Here is a 22,951-nt window from a genome sequence, read left to right as displayed (position 1 = left end):
GTATCAGGAGGCGGCCAGCGTCAGGAGCAGGTCACCACCCTCGACCTCGGCCGAGCCCGACACCGTGACCCGTTGCACCACACCGGAACACGGTGCGGTGATCGTCGCCTCCATCTTCATGGCCTCGATGGTCCCGACCGGCTCGCCGCGTCGTAGCTCGTCGCCTTCCTTCACGGCGAGCGTCACCACGCCCGCGAAGGGCGCGGCGAGGTGTCCCGGATCGCTGCGGTCGGCCTTCTCCGCCGCCCGTGTCGTCGACTCCACGGACCGATCCCGAACCCGCACCGGCCGAAGCTGTCCGTTGAGGATGCACAGCACGTTGCGCATCCCCGACTCGTCCGCATCGGAGATCGCCTCGAGCCCGATGAGCAGCTCGACGCCCTTCTCCAGTTCGACGCGGTGCTCCTCGTCCTGGCGGAGTCCGTAGAAGAACTGGTTCGTCGACAGGCGCGAGGTGTCACCGAAAGTCCGCCGATGCTCGAGGTATTCGCGATCCGGCGCCGGGAAGAGCAACCGGTTCAGGGCGCCGCGGCGTTGCGCCGACGTCCCGGCGAGAGCCCCGAGGTCGTCGTCGGTGAGTTCCTGCGCCGGACGCGGCTGTGCGCGGCCCTCCAACGCGCGCGTGCGCAGCGGCTCCGGCCAACCGCCCGCCGGTTCGCCCAGGTCTCCGCGCAGGAACTCGAGGACCGAGTCCGGGATGTCGTAGGCCGTGGGGTCGGCGGCGAACTCCGCGGCGCTCGCACCGGCCCCGACGAGCGCGAGCGCCAGGTCGCCCACGACCTTCGACGAGGGCGTCACCTTGATGAGCCGGCCCAGGGCGGCGTCGGCACCGGCATAGGCGGCCTCGACGTCCTCGAACCTGTCCGCCAGCCCCAGGGCCAGTGCCTGTTGCCGTAGGTTGGAGAGCTGGCCGCCGGGGATCTCGTGTGCATAGACCCGACCCGTCGGCGCAGGCAGGCCGGTGTCGAACGGCGCGTACGCGGCCCGGACCGCGGCCCAGTACGGTTCCAGCGCGCACGTCGCACCGAGGTCGATCCCCGTGTCGCGGTCGGTGTGCCGGGTCGCGGCGACGATCGCCGACAGCGGAGGTTGACTGGTCGTCCCGGCGAGAGGGGCGCTGGCCCCGTCCACGGCGTCGACGCCGGCCTCCCACGCCGCGAGGTACGTCGCGAGCTGGCCGCCTGCGGTGTCGTGCGTGTGCAGATGTACCGGTAGGTCGAATCGAGACCGCAACGCGCGCACCAACGTTGCTGCGGCGGCGGGGCGTAGCAGGCCGGCCATGTCCTTGACGGCCAGCACATGGGCACCCGCCTCGACGATCCGCTCGGCCAGGGCGAGGTAGTAGTCCAGCGTGTACAGGGTCTCGCCCGGATCACCGAGATCGCCCGTGTAGGACATCGCGACCTCCGCGACGCCGGTCCCCGTCTCGCGCACCGCGTCGATCGCCGGGCGCATCGCGTCGACGTTGTTCAGGGCGTCGAAGATCCGGAAGACGTCGACGCCGGTGACTGCCGCCTCTCGGACGAACGCATCGCTGACCTGCTGGGGATAGGGCGTGTAGCCCACCGTGTTCTTGCCGCGCAGCAGCATCTGCAGACAGATGTTGGGCATCTCTTCCCGGAGGGCGGCCAGACGCTCCCAGGGGTCCTCCTTCAGGAACCGCAGTGCGACGTCGAAGGTGGCGCCGCCCCACGCCTCGACCGACCACAGCTGCGGGGTCATCCGCGCGACGTACGGAGCGACCGTCAGCAGGTCCCGGGTGCGGACACGGGTGGCCAGCAGCGACTGGTGGGCGTCCCGAAAGGTGGTGTCGGTCAAAGCCAGAGCGTTCGACGCGCGCAGTTCCGCGGCGAAGGCCTCGGGCCCCAGTCGGCGCAGGCGGTCGCGGGATCCTTCCGGCGGGGTGACCGACAGGTCGACGACCGGCAGCTTGTCGGAGGGATACACCGTCGAGGGACGCTCGCCGTTGGGCCGGTTCACCGTGATGTCGGCGAGGTAGCGGAGGATTCGGGTGCCGCGGTCGGCCGACGCATGCTGGTCGAGGAGGTCCGGCCGGGACTCGATGAACGACGTGGTCACCCGCCATTCGCCGAAGTCCTCGTCGGCCAGGACCGCCTGCAGGAACGGGATGTTGGTGGCGACTCCGCGCACCCGGAACTCGGCGATCGCCCGTTGGGCGCGCGCCCTGGCGGTGGCGAGATCCCGCCCGCGGCAGGTCAGTTTCACCAGCATCGAGTCGAAGTGTGAACCGATCTCGGAGCCGAGTCCGACGCTGCCGTCGAGTCGCACCCCCGAGCCGCCCGGGGTGCGGTAGGCGGTGATCCGGCCGGTGTCGGGCCGGAATCCGTCGGTGACATCCTCGGTGGTGATCCGGCACTGCACGGCGGCTCCGCGGATCTCGATCGACTCCTGGGCGAGCCCGAGGTCCGCGAGAGTCGCGCCCGATGCGATCTGCATCTGGGCCGCAACGAGGTCGACGTCGGTGATCTCCTCGGTGATCGTGTGCTCCACCTGGATTCGCGGGTTCATCTCGATGAAGACGTGGCGGCCGTCGGCACCGAGCAGGAATTCCACCGTGCCGGCGCAGGTGTAGCCGATGTGACGGGCGAAAGCGACCGCGTCGGAGCAGATCCGGTCCCGGACTTCGGGGTCGAGCCGGGGCGCCGGCGCCACCTCGACGACCTTCTGATGGCGCCGTTGCAGCGAGCAGTCCCGCTCGTACAGGTGGATGACCTCGCCCGCGGCGTCGGCCAGGATCTGCACCTCGATGTGCCGGGCGTCGACCACCGCGCGCTCCAGGAACACCGTTCCGTCGCCGAAGGCCGTTGTCGCCTCCCGCGATGCGGCCTCGATCGCCGCGCGGAGCCCCTCGGGCCGGTCGACCCGGCGCATGCCCCGACCACCCCCGCCGGCCACCGCCTTGACGAACAGGGGGAACCCGATCTCCTCGCCCGCGCCCATCAACTGGTCCACATCACTCGACGGCGCCGAGGAGGCCAGCACCGGCAGGCCCGCCTCCGCGGCGGCGGCCACGGCCCGCGACTTGTCGCCCGCCAGCTCCAGTACGTCGGCGGACGGCCCGACGAACGTGATCCCCTGAGCCGCACACGCGCGCGCCAGAGCGGGATTCTCGGACATGAAGCCGTACCCCGGGTAGACGGCGTCGGCGCCGGCTGCGACCGCGGTGCGGACCACCTCGTCGACCGAGAGGTAGGCGCGTACGGGATGTCCGCGCTCACCGATCTCGTAGGATTCGAACGCCTTCGCCCGGTGCACCGAGTTGCGATCCTCGTGGGGGTAGACAGCGACGGTCGTCGCACCGAGTTCGACCGCCGCGCGGAACGCCCGCACCGCGATCTCGCCCCGATTCGCCACCAGCACCTTCTCGAACATGGGTTTTCCTTTCTGTCACCGGATGCGCCGGGGAGAACCACGTGGAAGGACGGGCGGCGCCGGGAAGTCTGTGACCCAGATCTCCGGGGTCTGCACGCACCATACTAGATACACCGTCAAGTTACTGATCGAGCGTGTACGCGCGACTCATGCGTCCAAACAGCTGCGAAATATCTGTGTACATGTTTCCATCAGCGTCAGCTTTCTATAGTGTGACTTGACATACACATCTCGTCACCTCGATCGAGGAGGAACCATGAGTGATCAGCCTGCGGGACCGGTCGACATCGACCGCTGGATCACCGACTGGGAGTTCAGCAGCCGCTACCCCGTCTACACCCGGGCCAATGCGGGCGAGGTCCTTCCGGACCCGTCGAGTCCCCTGAACGTCACGATGGTCTGGAACAAGGGCCTCAACATCGGGTGGCGCGAGGGTTACACCAAGCACCTCGGCACGCACCTGCCGGAGGAGATCGACGAGGTCATGCCGGAGATCATCGGCAACTTCGGCGGCTATCACTACACGAACTTCTCGATGACCGAACTGAACGGCGCCCGCCTCCCGGGGCTGACTGTGCCCGTGTGGAACAGCCTGTGGGTCGGCGATCACCCCGACATCCCCGAGTACCAGCCCAAGCCCGGCGACGAGAACGCCGAACTGACCGCGGGCCTCGCCGAGAAGACCGCCTGGGCGCTCACCACCGACACCTTCCCGGAGGCGGAGGAGGCCAAGCGCCGCGCCGACGCCGCACGTGAGCAGCGCCCCGACTTCGCTTCCCTGTCCGACGCCGAACTCGTCGAGCACGCGAGGTCGCTGCTGCCCGACCTCATCTACTGCTACGCCTACCACCCCGTCACCACGACGCTGTCGACGATGGGCCCGGCCGTCGCCGGCGAACTGCTCGCGAGCATCGGCGAGGCCGACAAGCTGGGTGACCTGCTCAGCGGGCTGGGCGGTGTCGACTCGGCCGCACCGTCGTACGCGATGTGGAAGCTCGGACGCCTCGTTGCGGGCTCGGCCGAACTGACCGAGATCTTCGACGCCGGGCTGTCGTCGGTGCTCGAGACCATCGCGTCCAGCGAGTCCGCCGACGCCAAGGAGTTCCGGGACCAGTTCGACGACTTCCTCCACCGGTACGGGTCCCGCGCACCCAACGAATGGGACATCCGTTCCGACAGCTGGGAGACGAAACCCGTTCTCGCCCTGATGGCGATCAATGGAATGCGCAACAGCCCGGCCGAGGCCGATCCCGAACTCATCCTCCGCCGCAATCAGGAGAAGCGCGTCGCACTCACCGCCGAGCTCGCCGAGAAGATGCCCGACGCGGAGACGAAGACGGCGTTCCTGAACGCGGCGAAGTCGATCACCAAGTTCATGCCCTGGCGCGAGCGGACCAAGACCGCCTGCGTCAAGATCATGGGCGAGATGCGCGGCGCGCTCTACGAACTCGGTTCGCGGATGGTCGAGCGCGGCGTGATGGACGACCACCACGACATCACGATGATCGTCGACGACGAACTCGAGCAGTTCGTCGCCGACCCGGAGTCCTTCTCCGCCACCATCACAGAGCGTCGGGACCAGTATCTCGCGCTGTTCGATCTGCAACCCCCGTTCTTCCTCTTCGAACCGCTTCCGCTGTCGCAGTGGCCCCGCCGCACCGGGCAGCGGGTGGAGCCTGCGGTTCCCGGCGACGTCCTCACCGGCGTCGGCGGCGCTCCCGGGGTGGCGCGTGGACGCGCCCGCATCCTGCACGACCCCTATGAGGCCGAACAGCTGGAGGAGGGTGACATCCTGGTCGCGCCGCAGACGGACCCGGCGTGGACACCGCTTTTCGTGTTCGCGGGCGGGGTCGTCGTCAACGTCGGCGCCACCATCACGCACTCTTCCATCGTGTGCCGCGAACTCGGAATCCCCTGTGCCGTATCGGTGCAGGACGCCACCGCCCGCATCCCGGACGGCGCGATGATCGAGGTCGACGGCACCACCGGCCAGGTCACGATCCTCTGATGCCCACCGTCGGCCTCGCACTCCCCCAGCTCGGTGAACACGTCGATGTCGCGGCGGTGCGCGACTTCTCGGTGGCCGCCGAGGAACTCGGCTTCACCGGTCTGTGGGCGCAGGAACACCTCTTCTACTCCGAGCAGAACAGCTCCGTCTACGGCGGCCGCCACACCACCTCGGTGCACCCGGCCTACCGGTCGGTGCTCGGGGCCACCGAATTGATGGCCTTCGTCGCCGCCTGCACGGAGCGAGCCCTGATCGGCAGCAGCATCCTGGTCGCCGGGTATCACCGGCCCGTCGAGCTCGCCCAGCGGTTGGCCACCCTCGATGTGCTCTCCGGCGGACGCCTCGTCGCCGGGCTCGGCGTCGGCTGGTCCGACGAGGAGCATCGTCTGATGGACGTCGACCCCCGTACCCGCGGGCGTCGGATGGACGAGTTGGTACGCGCCGTCCAGGCGTGCTGGGGTCCCGACCCCGTGGAGTTCTCCGGCGACTTCTTCGAGATCCCACGGTCGACGGTGCGCCCGAAACCGGTCCAGACTCCCCACCCGCCGCTGCTGTCCGGGTTACGCTCGGAACGTGGTCTCGCCCGCACGGCAGCACTTTTCGACATCTGGAACCCCAGCAGCGGAACGGTCGACGCACTGCGCCAACAGCTCGACGCCATGGCCGCACAGCGTCCGGCCGACCGGGCGCCGGTGCGGTTGTACCTGCGTTCCTACCTCCAGCGCCCCACCGACCCGGTGGGTTCGGGAGGGCAGGGACTTGACGGCGTCGCCGCCGACATCGAGACCGCGCTCGCTGTGGGTGCCGACCACTTCATCATCGAATGCAATTTCTCCGACGACATCCGGTCGTCGGACGACTGGGCCGCGATGCCCGAACGACTCGCGCCGCTGATCCGGCTCGCAAACGACGCGACCGGCCCGGCCGCCGGGGAGCAGAAGGAGAACGCATCATGAAAGCCGCCGTCTTCGAGGGCGATTCGCCGACACTGACCGTCGAGGAGATCCCGCGTCCGACGCCGCGCCGCGGTGAGATCCTGCTCAAGGTCACCGCATGCGGGGTCTGCCACACCGACCTGCACGTGCTGAAGTCCGAGGTGCGATTCCCGGCCCCGGCGGTCCTCGGGCACGAGGTGTCCGGTGTGGTCGAAGCGCTCGGCGACGGCGTCGACACGCTGGCCGTCGGCGATCGCGTCGTCTGCAGCTTCATCATGCCGTGCGGCGAGTGTCGGCACTGTGCGCGTGGAATGGACGATCTCTGCGAGAAGTTCTTCGCGCACAACCGTCTCAACGGGACGCTCTACGACGGCGAGACCCGCCTCCAGCGCGACGACGGCAGCCCGCTGGCCATGTACTCGATGGGCGGACTGGCCGAATACTGCGTGGTCCCCGCCTCGGACGCCTTCGTCGTCCCCGACGGCGTCGGACTCGGTGAGGTGTCGATCCTCGGGTGCAGTTCGTTCACCGCACTCGGCGCGGTCAACAACGCCGAACTACACCTGGCCGACCGGATCGCCGTCGTGGCGGCCGGCGGTGTGGGTTCCTCGATCGTGCAGTTCGCCGCCGCCGCGGGCGTCGCGCAGATCATCGCGATCGACGTCAACGACGACAAGCTGAAGGCCGTGGCGGCGCTCGGTGCCACCCACACGGTCAACTCGCGCGACACCGACGTCGTCGAGGAGGTCCGCGCGCTGACCGACGGCCACGGTGTCGACGTCGCGTTCGAGGCACTGGGACACCCGAGCACGTTCGCGACCGCACTCGACATCCTCGACGACGGCGGTCGCGCCGTCGTCGTCGGCATCGCACCCGCCGGTTCGCCGGGCGAGATCGACCTGGCCCGGCTCGTCCGGCGCAGCCTGCAGATCCGCGGTTCGTACGGCGCCAAGGCTCGCCGGGACATGCCCGCCCTGCTGCGCATGGTGGCCGGCGGGATCGTCGAACCCGAGCGGGTGATCACCCGTCGTTACCGCCTCGACCAGGTGGACGAGGCCTACCAGGCGCTGGCCCGCGGCGAGATCGTCGGCCGCGCGATCATCGAGATGGGCTCCGCGTGAGCGACTCCGTCGCGGTCGTCACCGGCGCCGGGTCGGGTATCGGACGGGCCGTGACCGAACTGCTCGTCGAACGCGGCGGTTCCGTCGTGGCGGTGGACACCTCCGCGGAGGCCCTCGCCCGGTTCGACGACCATCCGCAGATCGTCCCTGTCGTCGGGGACGTCACGTCTGCCGACGACAACCGGCATGCCGTCGAGACCGCCGAGCAGAGGTTCGGCCGTCTCGACGCGCTCATCCTCAACGCCGGGGTGCCGGCCTCCGGGTCGATCGAAACCCTCGACCTCGACGTCTTCGACCGATCCCTCGACGTGAACCTGCGGTCGGTGGTTCTCGGTGTGCGCGAGTCGATTCCGGCCTTTCGTCGGAGCGGGGGAGGTTCGGTCGTGGTGACGGCGTCGGCGACAGCCCTCGGCGGTGAACCGAACCGGTGGCCCTATGCGGCGGCCAAGGCCGGCGTGGTGAACCTCGCGAGGTCCCTGGCCATCGACCTCGCCGGCGACCGCATCCGCGTCAACACCGTGTGCCCCGGCCCCATCGAGACCGGCATGACGCGGCGGATCGCGGTGAACACCCCCGAGCGCTATGAGTCACTACGACGCATGGTGCCGCTGCAACGATGGGGAACCGCCGATGAGGTCGCCGAGGTCATCGCCTTCCTCGCCTCTCCACTGGCCTCGTTCGTCACCGGTACGACGATCCCGGTGGACGGCGGGGCCACCTGCGGAAGCGGTCAGACGGTCCCGCCCCGCGTGGACGTGCCCGTCTGACCGCTCCGACTCAACGACGTGGATCGACGAGTACCTTCGTGTGCGAGCTGCGGCCCGAATCGAGTTCGGCGAACATCGATTCGAGGTCGCCGAGGCCGATGGTGCCGGTGTGCAGCGACGCCAGATCGATCCGCCCCTCCGCCACCAGGGTCATGGCACCGATGAAGTCCGAGTGCGTGTAGGCGAGCGATCCGATCACGGTGAGTTCGCGGCTCTGCCAATCCCCGTAACTCACCGAGGAGTCGGTCCCCGGATAGCCGAGCAACGCCAGCGTCCCGCCGCGTCGGACGAGTTCCGCACTCGGCTGCAGCAGCGACGCCACGCCCGAGCATTCGAAGACGATATCGGCTCCGAGACTGTCGGTCAGCTCGGTCAGTCGGTCGCCGAGGCTCTCCGGGGCCAGGACGTCGGTGAACCCGAGCGCGGTCGCGGCCTCTCGTCGTGCGGGAGACGGTTCGGACACGAGGATCCGGCCCGCGCCGGCCGCTCGTGCGTGCTGGGCGGTGAGCAGACCGATGGGTCCCGCGCCCTGGATCACCACGGTCGCACCCAGCGGCACCCGCGCCCTCCGCACTGCGTGATAGGTGACCGTGGCCGGCTCCATCAGAGCGGCCTCGACATCCGACAGGGCCTCGGGTACCGGGATCGCACGTCGCGCCGAGACCCGCAGGCGATCCGCGAACCCGCCGTGTGCCGCCGCGCCCGGCGAGATGCCGTTGGCCTCTGCGAACGCGAGATCGCAGTTGTCGGCGTGCCCGGCACGGCACTGGGCACAGATGCCGCATGCGGGGCCGACCCCGGCGATCACCCGTTGCCCGGGCCGCAGGTGCGTGACACCGGAACCCACCGCCGCCACCGTGCCCATCCACTCGTGTCCGAACACCGCAGGCGGCAGGCCCGCCGACTGGTAGCCGTGGGTGTCGGTGGCGCAGATACCGCAGAATCCGATGTCGACGATGACCTCGCCTGCGCCGGGCTCCGCATCGGTCTCCGGGGTCGTCTCGAGCACTCCCGGCTCGGGCACGTGGACGTAGCGGGCAGACCCTGCCGTGGCCGTCATTCGTTGTCTCACTTTCCTGTCATGCGTTCGACGACCGGGGCGAACTCCTCGAACGCGCGATCACCGATCGTGAAATAGGAGAAACCGAATTCCTCCCGGCGTTGTTCCAACTGCTGGCAGATGTCCTCGACCGATCCGACGAGGGCGTGCGGGAACGACCGCAGTTCGGTGGAGGTGAAGCCGGTGCGCTCGAGCAACGATTCCTCGGTGACGTCCGTGGCGCCCTCGATGGCCACGAAGTAGGCGCCGGTCTCCAGCTCGATCTGTGGCATCCGGTCGCCCGCCCCGGCCCGGACCCATTCGAGCTTCTTGTGGGTCTCGTCGACCGTGGACGTCGCCACACTGTCCGAACCGAGCTTTCCGGAACGGTTGTTGAAGTTGATGCTGACGATGTCGGCGGTCGCCCCTGCCAGGGTCAGGACCCGCCGAGCACCACCACCGATCATGATGGGCGGCACCGTCTCCGGCACCGGCAGCGGCTCGAAGCCGGTGGCCCGCACACCGCCCCGGTCGACGTCGATGGTCTCGCCGGCGAACTGCTGCCGACACAGTTCGACGGTCGCGGCGAGCCGGTCGATCCGCTCACCGGCAGACGGGAACGGCACACCCATCGCCTCGTACTCGGCGCCCAGCCATCCCGCACCGAGACCCACCTCGATCCGCCCCGGCGCGAACATCGCCAGGGTCGCAGCCTCTTTCGCGAGAACCACCGGTTCGTGGTAGCTGGTGCAGAACATCCGACACCCGACCACCAGGTCGTCGGTCACCTCCGCCGCGATGGCCATGCTCGCGATCGGAGCGAGGGTGACCGGACGATGCGCAGTGGGATCGAGCGCGGGACCCGGACCGATGTAGTGGTCCGAGACGTGGAGGGCCGAGTACCCCAGCGCCTCGGCCTTCTTGGCGGTCTCACGCCATTGGGCACCGGTGCCCGATCGGTACACCTGCGCGGCGAAGCGGAAGGGTTTCTTCACATGCGTTGTCATGAGGGGACTTTCGTATCGTCGGGGTCGGCGACTGCGGCTGGTGCTGTTGTCGTCAGAGGTGTGCCCGCCGGCACTCTGGAGAGCAGCCGACGCGTCGCCGAACCGAGCTCCATCGCCCATCGGCGGGGATCCGCGTCGCCGCGTGCGGACGGGACCTCCACGCTGACCGGCATGTCGGGTCCGAGGATGCTTGCGAGTCGCAGCAGCGGCAACGCGCCCGCACCAGGCGCCAGTCGATTCCCACGCGCTTCGGCGATGGCGGCGTTGTCGCTACGCGCCGGCCCGGTGACGCGGGCATCGCACAACTGCCAGTAGGGAATCCGCTCGTTGCGGACGCCGGCCTCGAGTTCGGTCACATCGCCACCCGCACGCGACCAGTGCAGCGCATCGAGGAGGAGCCCGGCCGACGACGACCTCGCCGAGGCCTGCTCGATCATCGTCCGGCCGGTACGGAGGTCGCGTACCGCGGTGAAGACCATGGGTTCGAGACAACAACGCAGACCGTGATCGGCAGCCGCATCGGACAGCGCGGCGAGATTGTCCGCGGCCCGGTTGCGATCGTCGTCGAGCACGGTGGCGATCACGAAGCGCGCTCCCAGGGCCGCGCCCGCGAACAAGACCGACCCCCAGTCACTTCGGGACGATCCCGGATGCAGTTTGACCACCTCGACATCGAGCACCTCGAGACCGTGATCGTCGAGTGCGAGCAGAGTGTCGGCGAGGAGGCGCGACCCCTCGGCGAGCTGGTGTCCGCGTCCGCCCGACCGGTCGGACACCCGCACACCGACCGCGTCGAATCCGCCGGCCGCGGCGTACTCGACGAACCTCGGCGGCGGGACCGCGAGCGCCGACAACGACGCGAGCGAGACGACCGGGTTCACGCTCATCGCGGCACCTCCTAGTTACTTTATTTTGACTAGTGTTACATGGATCATACTAGCGTTCGCCGTTCTGCTGTCCACCTCGACGAGGAGTCCTCATGTCCCCCACCCTCGGCGCGATCGCACAGATCGCCTACGTGGTCGACGATGTCGCCACCGCTGCACAGCGCTTCTCGGCACGGACCGGCGCCGGCCCGTTCTTCCTGCGTCGCAACATCATCGAGGTCGCCCACGGGCCCGCAGGCGAGGGAGGCGAGTTCGATCATTCGTCGGCCTACGGCCAGTGGGGCGCCGTTCAGGTCGAGCTCGTCGAAGTCCACTCGGCGGCACCGGCAGAGTTCGCGGCAACCACCTCCGGACGAGGGCGGGTCCATCACGTGGCAACACTGGTGCCCTCATTCGACGATGAGCAGGCGCGGCTCACCGAACTCGGGCACCCCGCACTGCTGACCGCGACGACGCCCAGCGGAAACTCGTTCGCATTCCACGACACTCGCGCCGAGTTCGGCCATCTCGTGGAGATCTACGAGCCGGCGGCGTCGATCGTCGCGCTGTACGCGAAGGTCGCCGCGGCCGCGAACGGGTGGGACGGGCGTCGAGCCGTGCGGGACTTCTGAGAGACCGCGCTCTAGACAGCCGCAGCCTCGACCTCGAGCAGTTCGGCCGCGCGTTCACGGGCCATGGTCAGCACCTGTGGGTTACCCGAATTCCACAGGACGGTGAGGCGTTTGGTACAGATCCGCCACTCACCATTCACGCGAACCACATCGTCGGTGTAGTAGCCGCCGATCGTGAACACGGCGTCGCCCGCGGTGTTCGGCAGCACGTGTTCGGCCCGCACGTAGGTCACCACCCGGCCCGTGCCGGAATTCGAGTCCACGTCTATGTCGAAGTTGGACAGGAAGTGCTGGGATGCGGCCAGCCCGGGGAACAGCATGCGACCACGCTGGACCCAGTCGTCGGCACGGAAGCGGCCGGCGTTGCCCGCGCGGTAACTGGAATAGTCGATGTCGATCTCGTCGGTGAACACCGAGCGGTACAGCGCCCAGTCGCGCAGGTCGATGCCCCGCGCGAAACGCGCCAGCAGAGACGTCAGCGCCTCGTGATCAGAGGTCATGGGTGAGTCCTTTTCCTGTGGTGTGCGCACTAGGCGGGCATCTGCAGCGAGATCTTCTCGAAGTACTCTTCGAGGCCGTCGGGCCCGAGCTCACGGCCGATGCCCGACTTCTTCATGCCCCCGAACGGAGCCATCGGGTTGAATCGACCTCCGTTGATCGCCACCTGCCCGGTCCGCAGCCGGCGCGCGATCGACACGGCCGCGTCGTCGTCGGCCGCGAACACCGCACCCGACAGCCCGTAGTCGGAGTCGTTCGCGATCGCCACCGCCTCGTTCACGCCCGAGTACTCGAGCACGGTCAACACCGGGCCGAAGACCTCCTCGCGGGCGATGTCCGCGGAATTGTCGACGCCGCTCACCACGGTCGGCCGCACGAAGTAGCCGCCGGACAGGCTGTCGTCGAGACCCGGGACCTCGCCCGGTCCGCCGACCAGAACCCGCGCGCCGTTCGGCAGCGAGTCGAGGAATCCGAGGACGACCCGTTGCTGGGCCGCCGACGCCATCGGGCCGACGTCGTTCGAGGGGTCGAGGGGGTCGCCGACGGTCATCGCGCCGACGAGCTCGGCCAGGCGCTCCTCGACCGCGGCGATGTCGTCGCGGGCGACGATCAGCCGGGTCGTGGCGGCACATGTCTGCCCGTTGTTGACGAAGCAGCCGCGGACCGCGGCCGCCAAAGCCGTGTCGAGATCGGCGCCCGGCGCCACGATGAACGCCGACTTGCCGCCCAACTCGAGGGTGACTTTCTTGATTCCGGTTGCAGCCAGCTCGGCAACCTTCGCGCCCGCGCCCGTCGATCCGGTCAGGCTCACGAGGTCAACTCCCGGATTGGTGGCCAGCCGCTGCCCCACCGTCCGCCCCGGACCGGACACCACGTTCAGCACACCGGCCGGCAGACCGATGGCGTCGGCGATGTCGGCGACGACGAAGGCCGCGAGCGGCGCCACGCTGCTCGGTTTGACGACCGCCGTGCAACCGGCCGCGAGCGCAGGCGCGACCTTGGCCGCGAGTTGATAGAGCGGATAGTTCCACGGGGTGATCGCACCGACGACCCCGGCCGGCACGCGGAGAATCCGGGAGTTGCCCCGGCGCTCTTCGAGGGGCAGCGCCTCGAGGGCGTCGGCCATGGTCCGGAAGACAGTGACCCCGAGGCCCACCTGCACGCTCCGCGAGCGACCGATGGGTGTGCCCACCTCCCGCGTCATCATCGTCGCGAGCTGGTCTTCGCGTGCCGCGAGCTCGTCGGCGAACGTGCGGAGGATCGCGGCTCGTTCGGGGACCGGAACCGTCGACCACGAATCGAACGCGACGGCCGCCGCCTCCACCGCGTCGTCACAGTCGGCGGTGTCGCCGTCGGGCACATGCGCCAGCGTCGCGCCGGTCGCGGCCTCGCGCACCTCGATCCGCGCCTCCGAGACCGACGGCACCCACTTGCCGCCGATGTACAGCTCGTCCCGGTCCTCGACCGTCGTGGCCTCGTTCGTGCTGGTCATCCCGCCGGACCCCTTCCTGCCACCCGTACTCTCGACAGTGGTGGCGATCACATCGACGACAGTAGCGCCCTAAGCGTATGCGGTGTCAAGTAAGTAACCTCCACCCTAACTCTGTTCACAGTTTGGCCAACTTTCTTGACATGAACTACTATTTGGGTAACTTATGAGCAGCGTCACAACACCGGCGGTCGCGCCGTCCTGTCACAACGCACCGGTATCAGCCCCGTCCCGGCCCGGGACCCGATCTTCGTCTGCAGGAGCATCATGAACGACCTGGCGATCAACCTCTCGGCACCGACGACCGCAACGGACGAGCTGGTGGGGCTCGTGATCAAGGGCATGTACCGGGGTCCGGTGAATCCTGTGATGCAGGAGGTCATCGACGCGGGTCATGCCGTCGCGAAGGGGCCCATGGTGATGCCGACTCCCGCCGGCATCGCCGAGGCCGGTCGGCTTGTCCGACTCCCCGAGGGTGGCGATCAGGAGCAGGCGATGATGGACTTCTTGCGCGCGTTCCTCCCGGTCAACCGCAGGCTCCGCGAGCTGTGCACCGCGTGGCAGTGCCGGCCCGACGGGTCCGCGAACGACCACTCCGACGCGCAGTACGACGCCCGGATCCGAGACCAGCTCGACGACATCCACACCGAGGTGTCCAAGCTCCTGCGTCGCTCGGGCAAGGCCGCCCCCGAGCTGCTCGACCACCGCGACCGTCTCCGCGTCGCGCTCGAACGCTTCGACGACGGGGACACCGCGTCCCTCACCTCTCCGCTCACCGACGGCTATCACACCGTGTGGATGTGGCTGCATCAGCACGTGCTCATGCTGCTCGGCCTCACCCGCGCACAGGACGAGGCCCTCGAAGAGGAGCTCGTCGCGGGCGCGGCCGGATGACCCTCTCCGACAGCGCGGTGCACACCCTCACCCGGATCGCGGTACCCCACGGTCAGGGACGGGCACGTGGTCTCGGCGCGGCGGAACTCGGCGTCCACGGGGTCGAGATGGACAACCTCGTCGGTCTCGGCCTCCCGGTCGTGCCCGGCCTGACGATCCCGGTCGGGGCGGGCGAAGAGCTCGCCAACCGCGAGACCGCCGGGGTCGCCATCGACCTGTTGGAGAAGCTCGCCGTTCGCGGCATCTGGCCCGCCGTCCGCACCGAGCGGCGCCCCATGCTGATGCACCTGAGATGCAGTGCGGCGGTGCCGGTGTCGGCTCTCCCGCCGGCCATCTCGGTGATCGGATTGTCCCCGCGCAACGTCGACGCCCTCGTCGACGTGATCGGCCGTGATCGCGACATCTACGACTCGTGGGCCGAGACGCTCCGGTTCATCGCGGAGAACGCACTCGGCGTCGACGCCGACGACCTCGACGACGTGGTCGACGATCATTCCGACAGCCGCGCACGCGTTCCGGCTCTGCTCGATCTCATCGTGGACGCGACGGGGGTCGCCTTCCCGGCCGACCCGGCCGAACAGCTCGGGCTCGCCGCCAAGGCGATGCTGACCCGGTGGGCGTCACCGCGCGGGCAACGGGCGCGCAAGGCGTTGTCGCTTCCCGACGATCTCGGCATCGCGCTTCACCTCCGCGCCCTTCGTCTGGGTTCATGGAACGAGTCGGGCTATGGATCGGCGGTCAGCCGTGACCTCGAGACCGGCAAGTACTCCCCGAGTGGGGTGTTCCACCTCGGCGTCCGCCGCACCGATCCCGAGCCCGGCCCCGGTGAGCCGCTGGGCGCGATGCCCGGTGGCACGGCCATCCTCGACCAGATCTTCGCCACACTCGAACCTCATCTGCGCGGCGTCGCGCAGGTCGAGTTCGAGGTTCGCGACCGCCAGCTGGCACTGCTCAGTGCTGGTGCTGTCGAACACCCCGGACCCCGGGCGATCACCACTCTCGCCGTCGATCTCGTCAACGACCATGCCATCGGCCGTCGCGAGGCCGTCGCGATGCTCGACCCGGACCTGATGCAGGACCTCCTCCATCCGCAGATCAAGCTGACCGGTGGCGAACAGCTCGTCGCGCGTGGCCTGCCCGCGTCGCCGGGCGCGGCGACCGGCGAGATCGCACTCGGCGCCGACACCGCGCTGCAGTGGGCTGCGCAGGGCCGCAACGTGATCCTGGTGGCTTCCGAGACCAGCCCGGCCGACGTCCCCGCACTTCTCGCGGCCACCGCGGTCCTGACCTCGAACGGCGGACTGGCGTCGCATGCGGCCGTCGTCGCGCGAGGCGCCGGGCGTCCGGCGGTCTGCGGCGCCACCGACCTGCGCATCGATCGTGCGGCCGGGACGGTGACGAACGGTGACCTGACACTCACCGAGGGTGAGGTGGTGTCCCTCAACGGACGCACCGGTCACGTCTACCGCGGCGCGGTCACCATCCGCCCCGCCGAACCCTCGGCCGAGCTCGACCGGTTGCTCGGCTGGGCCGACGACATCCGCCGTCTCGGAGTGCGCGCCAATGCCGACAACGCCGAGGACGCAGCGACCGCGTTCCGCCTGGGCGCCGAGGGAATCGGCCTGTGCCGCACCGAGCATCAGTTCCTGGGCGACCAGCTACCGCTCGTCCAGCGACTCGTGCTCGCGGAATCCGACGCCGAGGAACTCGACGCCATCGCGGCCCTGACCGCCGCGCAGCAGGCCGACTTCACCGAGCTGCTGCGCGTCGTCGGGGACCGGCCCATCACCGTCCGGCTGCTCGACGCGCCACTCCACGAGTTCCTTCCCGCCGACGGCGACTACCGCGACGAGGCGCAGGCGCGACGTGCCGCCGACGCTCACGAGTCCAATCCGATGCTCGGTCTCCGCGGCGTGCGGTTCGCGATGGTTCAGAAGCATCTGTATCCCGCTCAGGCAGAGGCGCTGTTCCGCGCCTGGGTCAGCGTGCACGCCGACGGATTGACCCCGCAGTTGGAGGTCATGATCCCACTGGTGTCGCTGCCGGGCGAGCTCTTGCGCGCGATCGCGCAGGTGCACGAGGCGGCGGCCGCGGTGACCGCCGACACCGGGGTGATGGTGCCCTACAAGGTGGGCAGCATGGTCGAGACGCCACGCGCGGCGCTCCTCGCCGGGTCACTCGCCGAGGACGCCGACTTCCTGTCCTTCGGCACCAACGACCTCACCCAGCTCACCTACGGCTTCTCGCGCGACGACGTCGAGAAGTCCATGCTGACGCACTATCTCGAGCACGGCCTGCTCTCCGACAGTCCGTTCGCGGTCCTCGACCCCGACGGGGTCGGCGCCCTCGTGTCCCGGGCGGTGTTGCTCGCCCGCAGTACCAAACCCGACATCAAACTCGGGGTGTGCGGTGAGCACGGCGGTGACCCGTCGTCGATCGACTTCCTGAACTCGGTCGGCCTGCACTATGTGTCGTGCTCACCTCGACGGGTCCCGGTGGCCCGTCTGGCCGCCGCCCGTGCGGTGCTGACCGCTGACTGAGAGGTTCACCATGACAACCGAACTCGACGACCTGAGATCGGCGGTCCGCGACGCCGTCGATTCCCTGGGCGGACCGTCGGTGTGTCGTGACCTGGCGCCGGACGGCCCGGGCTGGGATGGACGCTCGTGGTCGCTGCTCGCCGAGCAGATCGGTGTCGCCGCCCTCGGACTGCCCGAGGAGTGCGGTGGACTCGGTGGTCTGCCCGAGCTCCTCGTCGTGGCCGAGGAACTGGGCGCCGGCGTGATGCCCGTCCCCTTCCTGTCGACGGTGCTGGCTTCGCAGGTGCTCATCCGGTCCGGTGGCGCCGACGACGCGCTGGCGCGGATCGCCGAAGGTGCACCGGCAGCCTTCGTCGGCCTCGACCGGCACGGCTGGTTCGATGCCGACGACATCGCATTCGCCGTCGATGCCGGCTCCGGGGAGCAGACGATCAGTGGTGTCGCGACCTCGGTGCTGGGTGCTGCGGGTGCGGCTTGGCTGGTCGTGGCGGCACGAACCGACACCGGTGTCGCACTGTTTCTCTGCGACGCAACGGTTCCCGGAGTGTCGCTCACCCCGCTGCCCACCCTCGACCTGTCCCGGGCACACGCCGCGGTGACGCTGTCCGGGGTGCCTGCGCGTCGACTCCCGGTGGCGGGCTCGCCGGAGTCGGCGATCGTGGCGGCGCTCGACGTCACGTGCCTGGTCCTGGCAGCCGAGCAACTCGGCGGGGCGCAGCGCAGCCTCGACCGGACGGTCGACTACGTCAAGGAGCGCAGGCAGTTCGACCGCGCGATCGGCAGTTTCCAGGCCGTGAAGCACACGCTCGCAGACCTGCTGGTGCTGGTCGAGTCGTCCCGGTCGGCTGTCACGCGCGCCCTCGACTCCGCCGACCTCGCCGAGGCGGCCTCCCTGGCCCGCGCCTGGTGTGCCGACAGCTACCGCACGGTCACCGCCGAGGCCCTCCAGCTGCACGGCGGCATCGGCTTCACCTGGGAACACGACTCACATCTGTACTTCCGCCGGGCTCGTGCCGACGCACAGCTGTTCGGTACCAGTACTTTTCACCGGGAGCGGATCGCCCTGACGTTGGGTTGGTGATGCCCCCTGGAGGTGCGAGCGAAGCCCCACTTCTCCCTGAGGTGCGAGCGACAAACCCCAATGCTCCCTGAGGTGCGAGCGAAGCGAGCCTCGAAGGGCTCGCGAGGTATCTCACCAGGCCCTTCGAGGCTCGTCGCTATCGCTCCTCGCACCTCAGGGAGCAGAGGGGGGTCACTTCTTTCGGATCAGGGAGCAGAGGGGGGTCACTTCTTTCGGATCAGGGAGCAGAGGGGGGTCGCTTCTTTCGGATCAGAGAGCAGAGGGGGGTCACTTCTTTCGGATCAGGGAGCAGAGGGGGGGTCGCTTCTTTCGGATCAGGGAGCAGAGGGTGTGTGGTTCTTTCGGATCAGGGAGCGGGGGTTGCTCTTCGAGCAGCGCCCACCTCAGCGCCGGTCGCGGGCCGAGAACGGACGGTCCTTGTCCGCACGGGGTTCCGGCGGCAGGCCGAGCACCCGTTCACCGATGATGTTGCGCTGGATCTGGTCGGTACCACCCGCGAGTCGGTACCCGGGGCTGCCGAGCAGGTGTTCGGTCCACGCGAACCGACTCGGGTCGGTCGCCACCGCGATGTCGTTGCCCAGCAGATCCGCGGCGATCTCACCGATCTTCACGAGAACATCGGACGCCATCAACTTGCCGACGGAAGCAGCGGGACCGGGTGACCGGCCGGCGGCGGCGGCCCGCGCCACCCGATCCGCAGTGGCCTTACGCAGTTCCGCCCGGATGTAGACGTCGGCGAGCTGCTGGCGGACGACCGGATCCCCGGCCGCCCCGACCTGTTGCGCCAGTCCGACCAGTTCGTCGACCGAGCCGCCCTTCTTGCGGGTGACCGATCCGGACGCGGTCCGCTCGAAAGACAGTGTCGCACCGGCGATCTTCCACCCCTGGCCGATGTCACCGAGACGCGCGGAGTCCGGGATACGGACGTCGTTCAGGAAGACCTCGTTGAACGACGCCCCGCCGCTCATCTGTCGAATCGGCCGGATCTCGACACCGGGCGCGTCCAGCGGGATCAGGAACGCGGTGATGCCCTTGTGTTTCGGCAGATCGGGGTCGGTCCGGGCGAGCAACATGCCGAGATCCGCGAAGCGTGCGCCCGAGGACCAGACCTTCTGACCGTCGATGCGCCAGCCGTCGCCGTCGCGCACGGCCCGGCAGGACAGGGAGGCCAGGTCGGAACCGGCGCCCGGTTCACTGAACAGCTGACAGGCCAGGAGGTCGGTCCGCAGCAGAGGTCGCGCGTACGCCTCGCGCTGTTCGTCGGTGCCGAACATCGCGACCGCGGGACCGACCAGTCCGGTGGTGACACTGATCAGTTCGGTCGACGGGGGCACGTCGAACTCGAGTTCGGCGCGGGCCACCTCCGACGCATACGACGCGGGCAGGCCCCGCCCACCGTGCTCGGCGGCGAGCGTCAGCGCGCCGTATCCGGCGTCGTAGCGCTTGCGCCGGTACTCTCTCGCCGCGTCGAGCAGCCGACGTTCCTCGTCGTCGGACAGGTTGCGGAAGACCGCGAGATCGGCGGGCCCCGACGGGGTTGCCGACTTGGGTGCCGCGATCCCGGAGAGCCATTCGCGAACCTCCGTGCGGAACACCGCGAGGTCCGACCCACCCGGGTCCGTGGTCGACAGTGCGGGTGCCGACATCGGCAACCTCCTCAGACAGTCAGAACCGTGCACGCCGACAGTCCCGGCGCGCCATAGACATGTGTGAAACCGACCTTCGGTGCGCCCGGCACCTGTTCGCCCTCGGCACGACCCTGCAGCTGGCGGACCACCTCGTGCACCTGGCGTAGCCCGGACGCACCGATCGGCTCGCCGTTGGCGAGACAACCGCCGTCGGTGTTGATCGGTGTGGCCCCGTCGACAGCGGTTGCGCCAGAGCGGATCAGCTGAGCCTGTTCGCCGTGCCCACACAACCCGGTCTCGGCGAGGTGGATGATCTCCGAACCGCTGTCGGTGTCCTGCACCTGTGCGACGTCGACGTCGGACGGGCCGACCCCCGCCGTCGCGAAAGCAGCTGCCGCGGCGTCGGTGCTGGGGCTGTGCACCGGGTCGGTGGTCAGCCACGGCGAGAACACCTCGAATGAACCGAAGCGTCGTGTCCGCACCTCCGCGGCCGCGAGCCGGACGGGCTTGTCGCACATGTCCGCGGCGCGGTCGCCGGACGCGAGGATCAGGGCGACACCGCCCTCCCCGGGCGAGCAGAACATGTACTGGGTCAGCGGGCTGTTCACCGGCGCCGCCGCCAGGATCTCGGCCTCGGTCAGGGGTTTACGACGCCACGCCATCGGGTGCGCGGCGCCATTGGCGAATGCGCGCTCGGCGGCCGCTCCGAGCAACGACTCGTCGAGCCCATGGACGTGGAAATACCTGCGCGTCTTCATCGCGAAGTACTGGGTGGTGACCATCATCCCAGACCGGGCATACCAGGGTCCGAGACCGTACGCGGCCGGGTCGGAACCGAAGGCCCCGCGTTCGTGCTTGTCGAATCCGACGACGGCCACGACGTCTGCGCGTCCGGACGTGATCATGTCGGCTGCGGTCGCCAGCGCGACACCGCCCGTGGCGCAACCGTTCTTGACGGTGACGAAGGGAATGCCCGTGAGGCCGAGTCGCGAGACCAGCGAGTCCGGCTTGCCCGACACATTGCTACCGCCGACGGCCGCGTCGATCGAGGACCAGTCGAGGCCGGCGTCGGCGAGGGCCGCACGCAGCGCGCTCTCGCCCATGTCCATGCCGCTGACGTCGCCGTGCCGGCCGAAGGCATGCATTCCGACCCCGACGATGTGGACGCCTGCAGCCCTTCTACCGGCGCTCATCCGGCGACCTTCTCGAACGCGAAAGTGGTGCAGTCGCCGAGATCGAGCAGTCGCAGTTCGACCTCGTCGCCGATCCGGACCGGTGACGTCACGCGCGACTCCACCAGGACGACGCCCAGATCGACGTAGGCCACGACGAAGGGCTGGAAGCCCGAGTCGGGAACGCGGAACGGGGGTTTCGGCGCGAAGGCCTGCTCCGTCCATGTCCACACCGTTCCGCGCTGCGGTAGCGCGACCCGCGACACCGATGTGCCGGCACAGCCGGGACAACGCGTCACAGCCGGGAACGCGACAACCGCACACTCCGCGCAGTCCGATCCGGCGAGTACCGGCGGATCGAGCTGCGCGAACAGTGTGTCGTCGACAACCGCTGACACCTCCGTCACGCCCCCGAGAGCAGGGTGAGTGGACGGCCGAGGATCTCACCGACCGTGCGCAGGTACTCCGCCGCGGGAGCACCGTCGACCGCGCGGTGATCGAAGGTGAGACTCAGCGTGAGCACCTGCGTGCGCACCGGTGTGTCTCCGTCCCAACGGAATCCGTCCTTCACCCGGCCCACGCCCAGTATCGCCACGTTGCCCGGGTTGATGACCGGGGTGAAGAAGTCCACTCCGTAGGCACCGAGGGTGCTGACCGAGAAGGTGGCACCCTCGAGGTCGGCGAGCCCGAGCTTTCCGTTGCGTGCAGCAGCGGCCAGTTCGGCGGTGTTGCCCGCGATCTCGCCGACCGACAGCTGATCGGCGTCGCGGACGACCGGCACCACGAGACCTCCGTCGACAGCGACGGCGACGCCGATGTCGACACGCTCGGCCACCACGATCTGGTCGTCGACGATCCCGGCGTTGAGCAACGGGTGCTCGCGAAGCGCAAGTGCCGCGGCCCTGATGATGAAGTCGTTGAGACTCGGCGCTCGACGACTGGCGGCGGCCGACTCCCCCTTGAGCGCGGCGCGCACCGCGACGAGGTCGGTGACGTCGACTTCGTACCCATGGGTGAGCTGCGCCATGGAGTGCAGGCTGTCCATCATGTTCCGGGCGATCGCACCGCGCATACCACGCAGCGGGATCACATCACCGGGTTGCGGACCGACCGACGCCGAAGCCGGCGCGGCAGCAGAGGTGTCTGCGGCGGAACGGGATCGACCTGTGGCGGCGCGTTCCACGTCGGCGCGGGTGACCCGGCCACCGATCCCGCTGCCACTCACGGTCGCGAGGTCCACCCCGAGTTCGGCGGCGAGTTTGCGGACGACCGGACCCACGAATGTCGCGGCACTCCCCGGTGCCCCGCCCGCCGACGTCACGCCGTCCGATGTCCCGTTCGCCGATGTCGCGGGCGCGGAAGCCTCCGGACCGGACTGTTCTGCCTGCGGGCGCGCGAGGAAGTCCTCGACATCCTCGGACACGATCCGACCACCGGGCCCTGTCCCGGTGAGACGGCGCAGGTCGACGCCGGCCTCGGATGCGACGCGGCGAGCGTTCGGGGATGCCTTGAGCCGGGCGCCGTCGGTCGCGGTCGCCTCCGAGGGGGTGCCGGCAGGTGTCGCCTCCGGTGTGCCCTCGGCTGCGGCCGTCGACTCGGAATCGGGTGCGGTGGGGGTCGATCCACCGTCGGGCGCAGATTCACCGTCGGCGAGGAGCCAACCGACCACGGACCCGACCGGCAACACCGCACCGTTGTCCGCATTCGTGGCCAGCACACCTTCGGCCTCTGCCTCGACGTCGACGTCGACCTTGTCGGTCTCGACCCGGAACAGGGTGTCGCCCAACGCGACCCGCTGTCCGGGTTGGGCGACCCACTCCCCGATGACACCTTCCTGCATGGTGAGCCCCAGTTTGGGCAGCACGATCTGGAAGGCCACGA

18 protein-coding genes are annotated in these 22,951 nt (G+C 69.1%); 8 read left to right on the top strand and 10 right to left on the bottom strand.

Annotated features, from left to right (window positions below):
- Positions 1-3: 3 nt before the first annotated feature.
- The gene (locus AB4Z55_RS03810) at positions 4-3,393 is read right to left on the bottom strand and encodes a pyruvate carboxylase (RefSeq protein ID WP_369519178.1); all 3,390 of its coding nucleotides are present in this window, start codon (positions 3,391-3,393) and stop codon (positions 4-6) included.
- Positions 3,394-3,649: 256 nt separating this feature from the next.
- Here AB4Z55_RS03810 and AB4Z55_RS03805 point away from each other — a divergent pair, with 256 nt between their 5' ends.
- From AB4Z55_RS03805 to AB4Z55_RS03790, 4 genes are read left to right on the top strand one after another with little or no spacing between them, the layout of a single operon-like run.
- Complete coding sequence (locus AB4Z55_RS03805) at positions 3,650-5,401, top strand: PEP-utilizing enzyme (RefSeq protein ID WP_369519177.1); 1,752 nt, start codon at positions 3,650-3,652, stop codon at positions 5,399-5,401.
- Positions 5,401-6,357, top strand: coding sequence for a TIGR03619 family F420-dependent LLM class oxidoreductase (locus AB4Z55_RS03800; protein WP_369519176.1), 957 nt, complete (start codon positions 5,401-5,403; stop codon positions 6,355-6,357). The genes AB4Z55_RS03805 and AB4Z55_RS03800 overlap by 1 nt, the downstream gene beginning before the upstream one ends.
- A complete protein-coding gene (locus tag AB4Z55_RS03795) occupies positions 6,354-7,457 on the top strand; it encodes a zinc-binding dehydrogenase (RefSeq protein WP_369519175.1) in 1,104 nt (367 codons plus the stop codon). The genes AB4Z55_RS03800 and AB4Z55_RS03795 overlap by 4 nt, the downstream gene beginning before the upstream one ends.
- On the top strand, positions 7,454-8,224 hold the full coding sequence (locus AB4Z55_RS03790) for an SDR family NAD(P)-dependent oxidoreductase (RefSeq protein ID WP_239402462.1): 771 nt from the start codon (positions 7,454-7,456) through the stop codon (positions 8,222-8,224). The genes AB4Z55_RS03795 and AB4Z55_RS03790 overlap by 4 nt, the downstream gene beginning before the upstream one ends.
- A gap of 10 nt (positions 8,225-8,234) precedes the next feature.
- Here the strand turns inward: AB4Z55_RS03790 and AB4Z55_RS03785 are convergent, their stop codons facing one another.
- Genes AB4Z55_RS03785 through AB4Z55_RS03775 form a run of 3 tightly spaced genes read right to left on the bottom strand, consistent with a single transcriptional unit; the run spans position 8,235 to position 11,157 of the window.
- Entirely contained in the window at positions 8,235-9,284 is a 1,050-nt protein-coding gene (locus AB4Z55_RS03785) for a zinc-binding dehydrogenase (RefSeq protein ID WP_369519174.1), read from the bottom strand.
- An 8-nt stretch (positions 9,285-9,292) separates the two neighbouring features.
- Positions 9,293-10,270, bottom strand: a complete 978-nt coding sequence (locus AB4Z55_RS03780) for a TIGR03621 family F420-dependent LLM class oxidoreductase (RefSeq protein WP_369519173.1) — start codon at positions 10,268-10,270, stop codon at positions 9,293-9,295.
- The gene (locus tag AB4Z55_RS03775) at positions 10,267-11,157 is read right to left on the bottom strand and encodes a sugar phosphate isomerase/epimerase family protein (RefSeq protein ID WP_369519172.1); all 891 of its coding nucleotides are present in this window, start codon (positions 11,155-11,157) and stop codon (positions 10,267-10,269) included. The genes AB4Z55_RS03780 and AB4Z55_RS03775 overlap by 4 nt, the downstream gene beginning before the upstream one ends.
- Before the next feature lie 92 nt (positions 11,158-11,249).
- On the opposite strand from AB4Z55_RS03775, the gene AB4Z55_RS03770 reads away from it, so the two are divergent.
- Positions 11,250-11,768: a VOC family protein gene (locus AB4Z55_RS03770; protein ID WP_004020500.1), complete on the top strand. Its 519-nt coding sequence runs from the start codon at positions 11,250-11,252 to the stop codon at positions 11,766-11,768.
- 11 nt (positions 11,769-11,779) lie between these two features.
- Here the strand turns inward: AB4Z55_RS03770 and AB4Z55_RS03765 are convergent, their stop codons facing one another.
- Complete coding sequence (locus AB4Z55_RS03765; RefSeq protein WP_064571436.1) at positions 11,780-12,268, bottom strand: nuclear transport factor 2 family protein; 489 nt, start codon at positions 12,266-12,268, stop codon at positions 11,780-11,782.
- A gap of 29 nt (positions 12,269-12,297) precedes the next feature.
- Positions 12,298-13,758, bottom strand: coding sequence for an aldehyde dehydrogenase family protein (locus AB4Z55_RS03760; RefSeq protein WP_369519171.1), 1,461 nt, complete (start codon positions 13,756-13,758; stop codon positions 12,298-12,300).
- A 264-nt stretch (positions 13,759-14,022) separates the two neighbouring features.
- Here AB4Z55_RS03760 and AB4Z55_RS03755 point away from each other — a divergent pair, with 264 nt between their 5' ends.
- Genes AB4Z55_RS03755 through AB4Z55_RS03745 form a run of 3 tightly spaced genes read left to right on the top strand, consistent with a single transcriptional unit; the run spans position 14,023 to position 18,270 of the window.
- Positions 14,023-14,649: a hypothetical protein gene (locus AB4Z55_RS03755; RefSeq protein WP_064571432.1), complete on the top strand. Its 627-nt coding sequence runs from the start codon at positions 14,023-14,025 to the stop codon at positions 14,647-14,649.
- Positions 14,646-17,189 (top strand): putative PEP-binding protein, encoded by a 2,544-nt coding sequence (locus AB4Z55_RS03750; RefSeq protein WP_369519170.1) that lies wholly within the window; start codon positions 14,646-14,648, stop codon positions 17,187-17,189. The genes AB4Z55_RS03755 and AB4Z55_RS03750 overlap by 4 nt, the downstream gene beginning before the upstream one ends.
- Before the next feature lie 10 nt (positions 17,190-17,199).
- Positions 17,200-18,270, top strand: a complete 1,071-nt coding sequence (locus tag AB4Z55_RS03745) for an acyl-CoA dehydrogenase family protein (RefSeq protein ID WP_369519169.1) — start codon at positions 17,200-17,202, stop codon at positions 18,268-18,270.
- Positions 18,271-18,653: 383 nt separating this feature from the next.
- Here the strand turns inward: AB4Z55_RS03745 and AB4Z55_RS03740 are convergent, their stop codons facing one another.
- Genes AB4Z55_RS03740 through AB4Z55_RS03725 form a run of 4 tightly spaced genes read right to left on the bottom strand, consistent with a single transcriptional unit; the run spans position 18,654 to position 22,949 of the window.
- Complete coding sequence (locus AB4Z55_RS03740; RefSeq protein ID WP_239402925.1) at positions 18,654-19,916, bottom strand: acyl-CoA dehydrogenase family protein; 1,263 nt, start codon at positions 19,914-19,916, stop codon at positions 18,654-18,656.
- Positions 19,917-19,927: 11 nt separating this feature from the next.
- On the bottom strand, positions 19,928-21,091 hold the full coding sequence (locus AB4Z55_RS03735; RefSeq protein ID WP_369519168.1) for a thiolase family protein: 1,164 nt from the start codon (positions 21,089-21,091) through the stop codon (positions 19,928-19,930).
- Positions 21,088-21,477 carry a Zn-ribbon domain-containing OB-fold protein gene (locus tag AB4Z55_RS03730; protein WP_004022790.1) on the bottom strand — a complete coding sequence of 130 codons (390 nt, stop codon included), beginning with the start codon at positions 21,475-21,477 and terminating at the stop codon, positions 21,088-21,090. The genes AB4Z55_RS03735 and AB4Z55_RS03730 overlap by 4 nt, the downstream gene beginning before the upstream one ends.
- Positions 21,474-22,949: a 2-oxo acid dehydrogenase subunit E2 gene (locus AB4Z55_RS03725; RefSeq protein ID WP_369519167.1), complete on the bottom strand. Its 1,476-nt coding sequence runs from the start codon at positions 22,947-22,949 to the stop codon at positions 21,474-21,476. The genes AB4Z55_RS03730 and AB4Z55_RS03725 overlap by 4 nt, the downstream gene beginning before the upstream one ends.
- Between the last annotated feature and the right edge of the window lie 2 nt (positions 22,950-22,951).

It is taken from the genome of Gordonia sp. ABKF26, from assembly GCF_041103195.1.
In the GTDB taxonomy this organism is placed as follows: Bacteria; Actinomycetota; Actinomycetes; order Mycobacteriales; family Mycobacteriaceae; genus Gordonia; species Gordonia terrae.
This window is presented reverse-complemented; position numbering and strand designations above follow the sequence as displayed.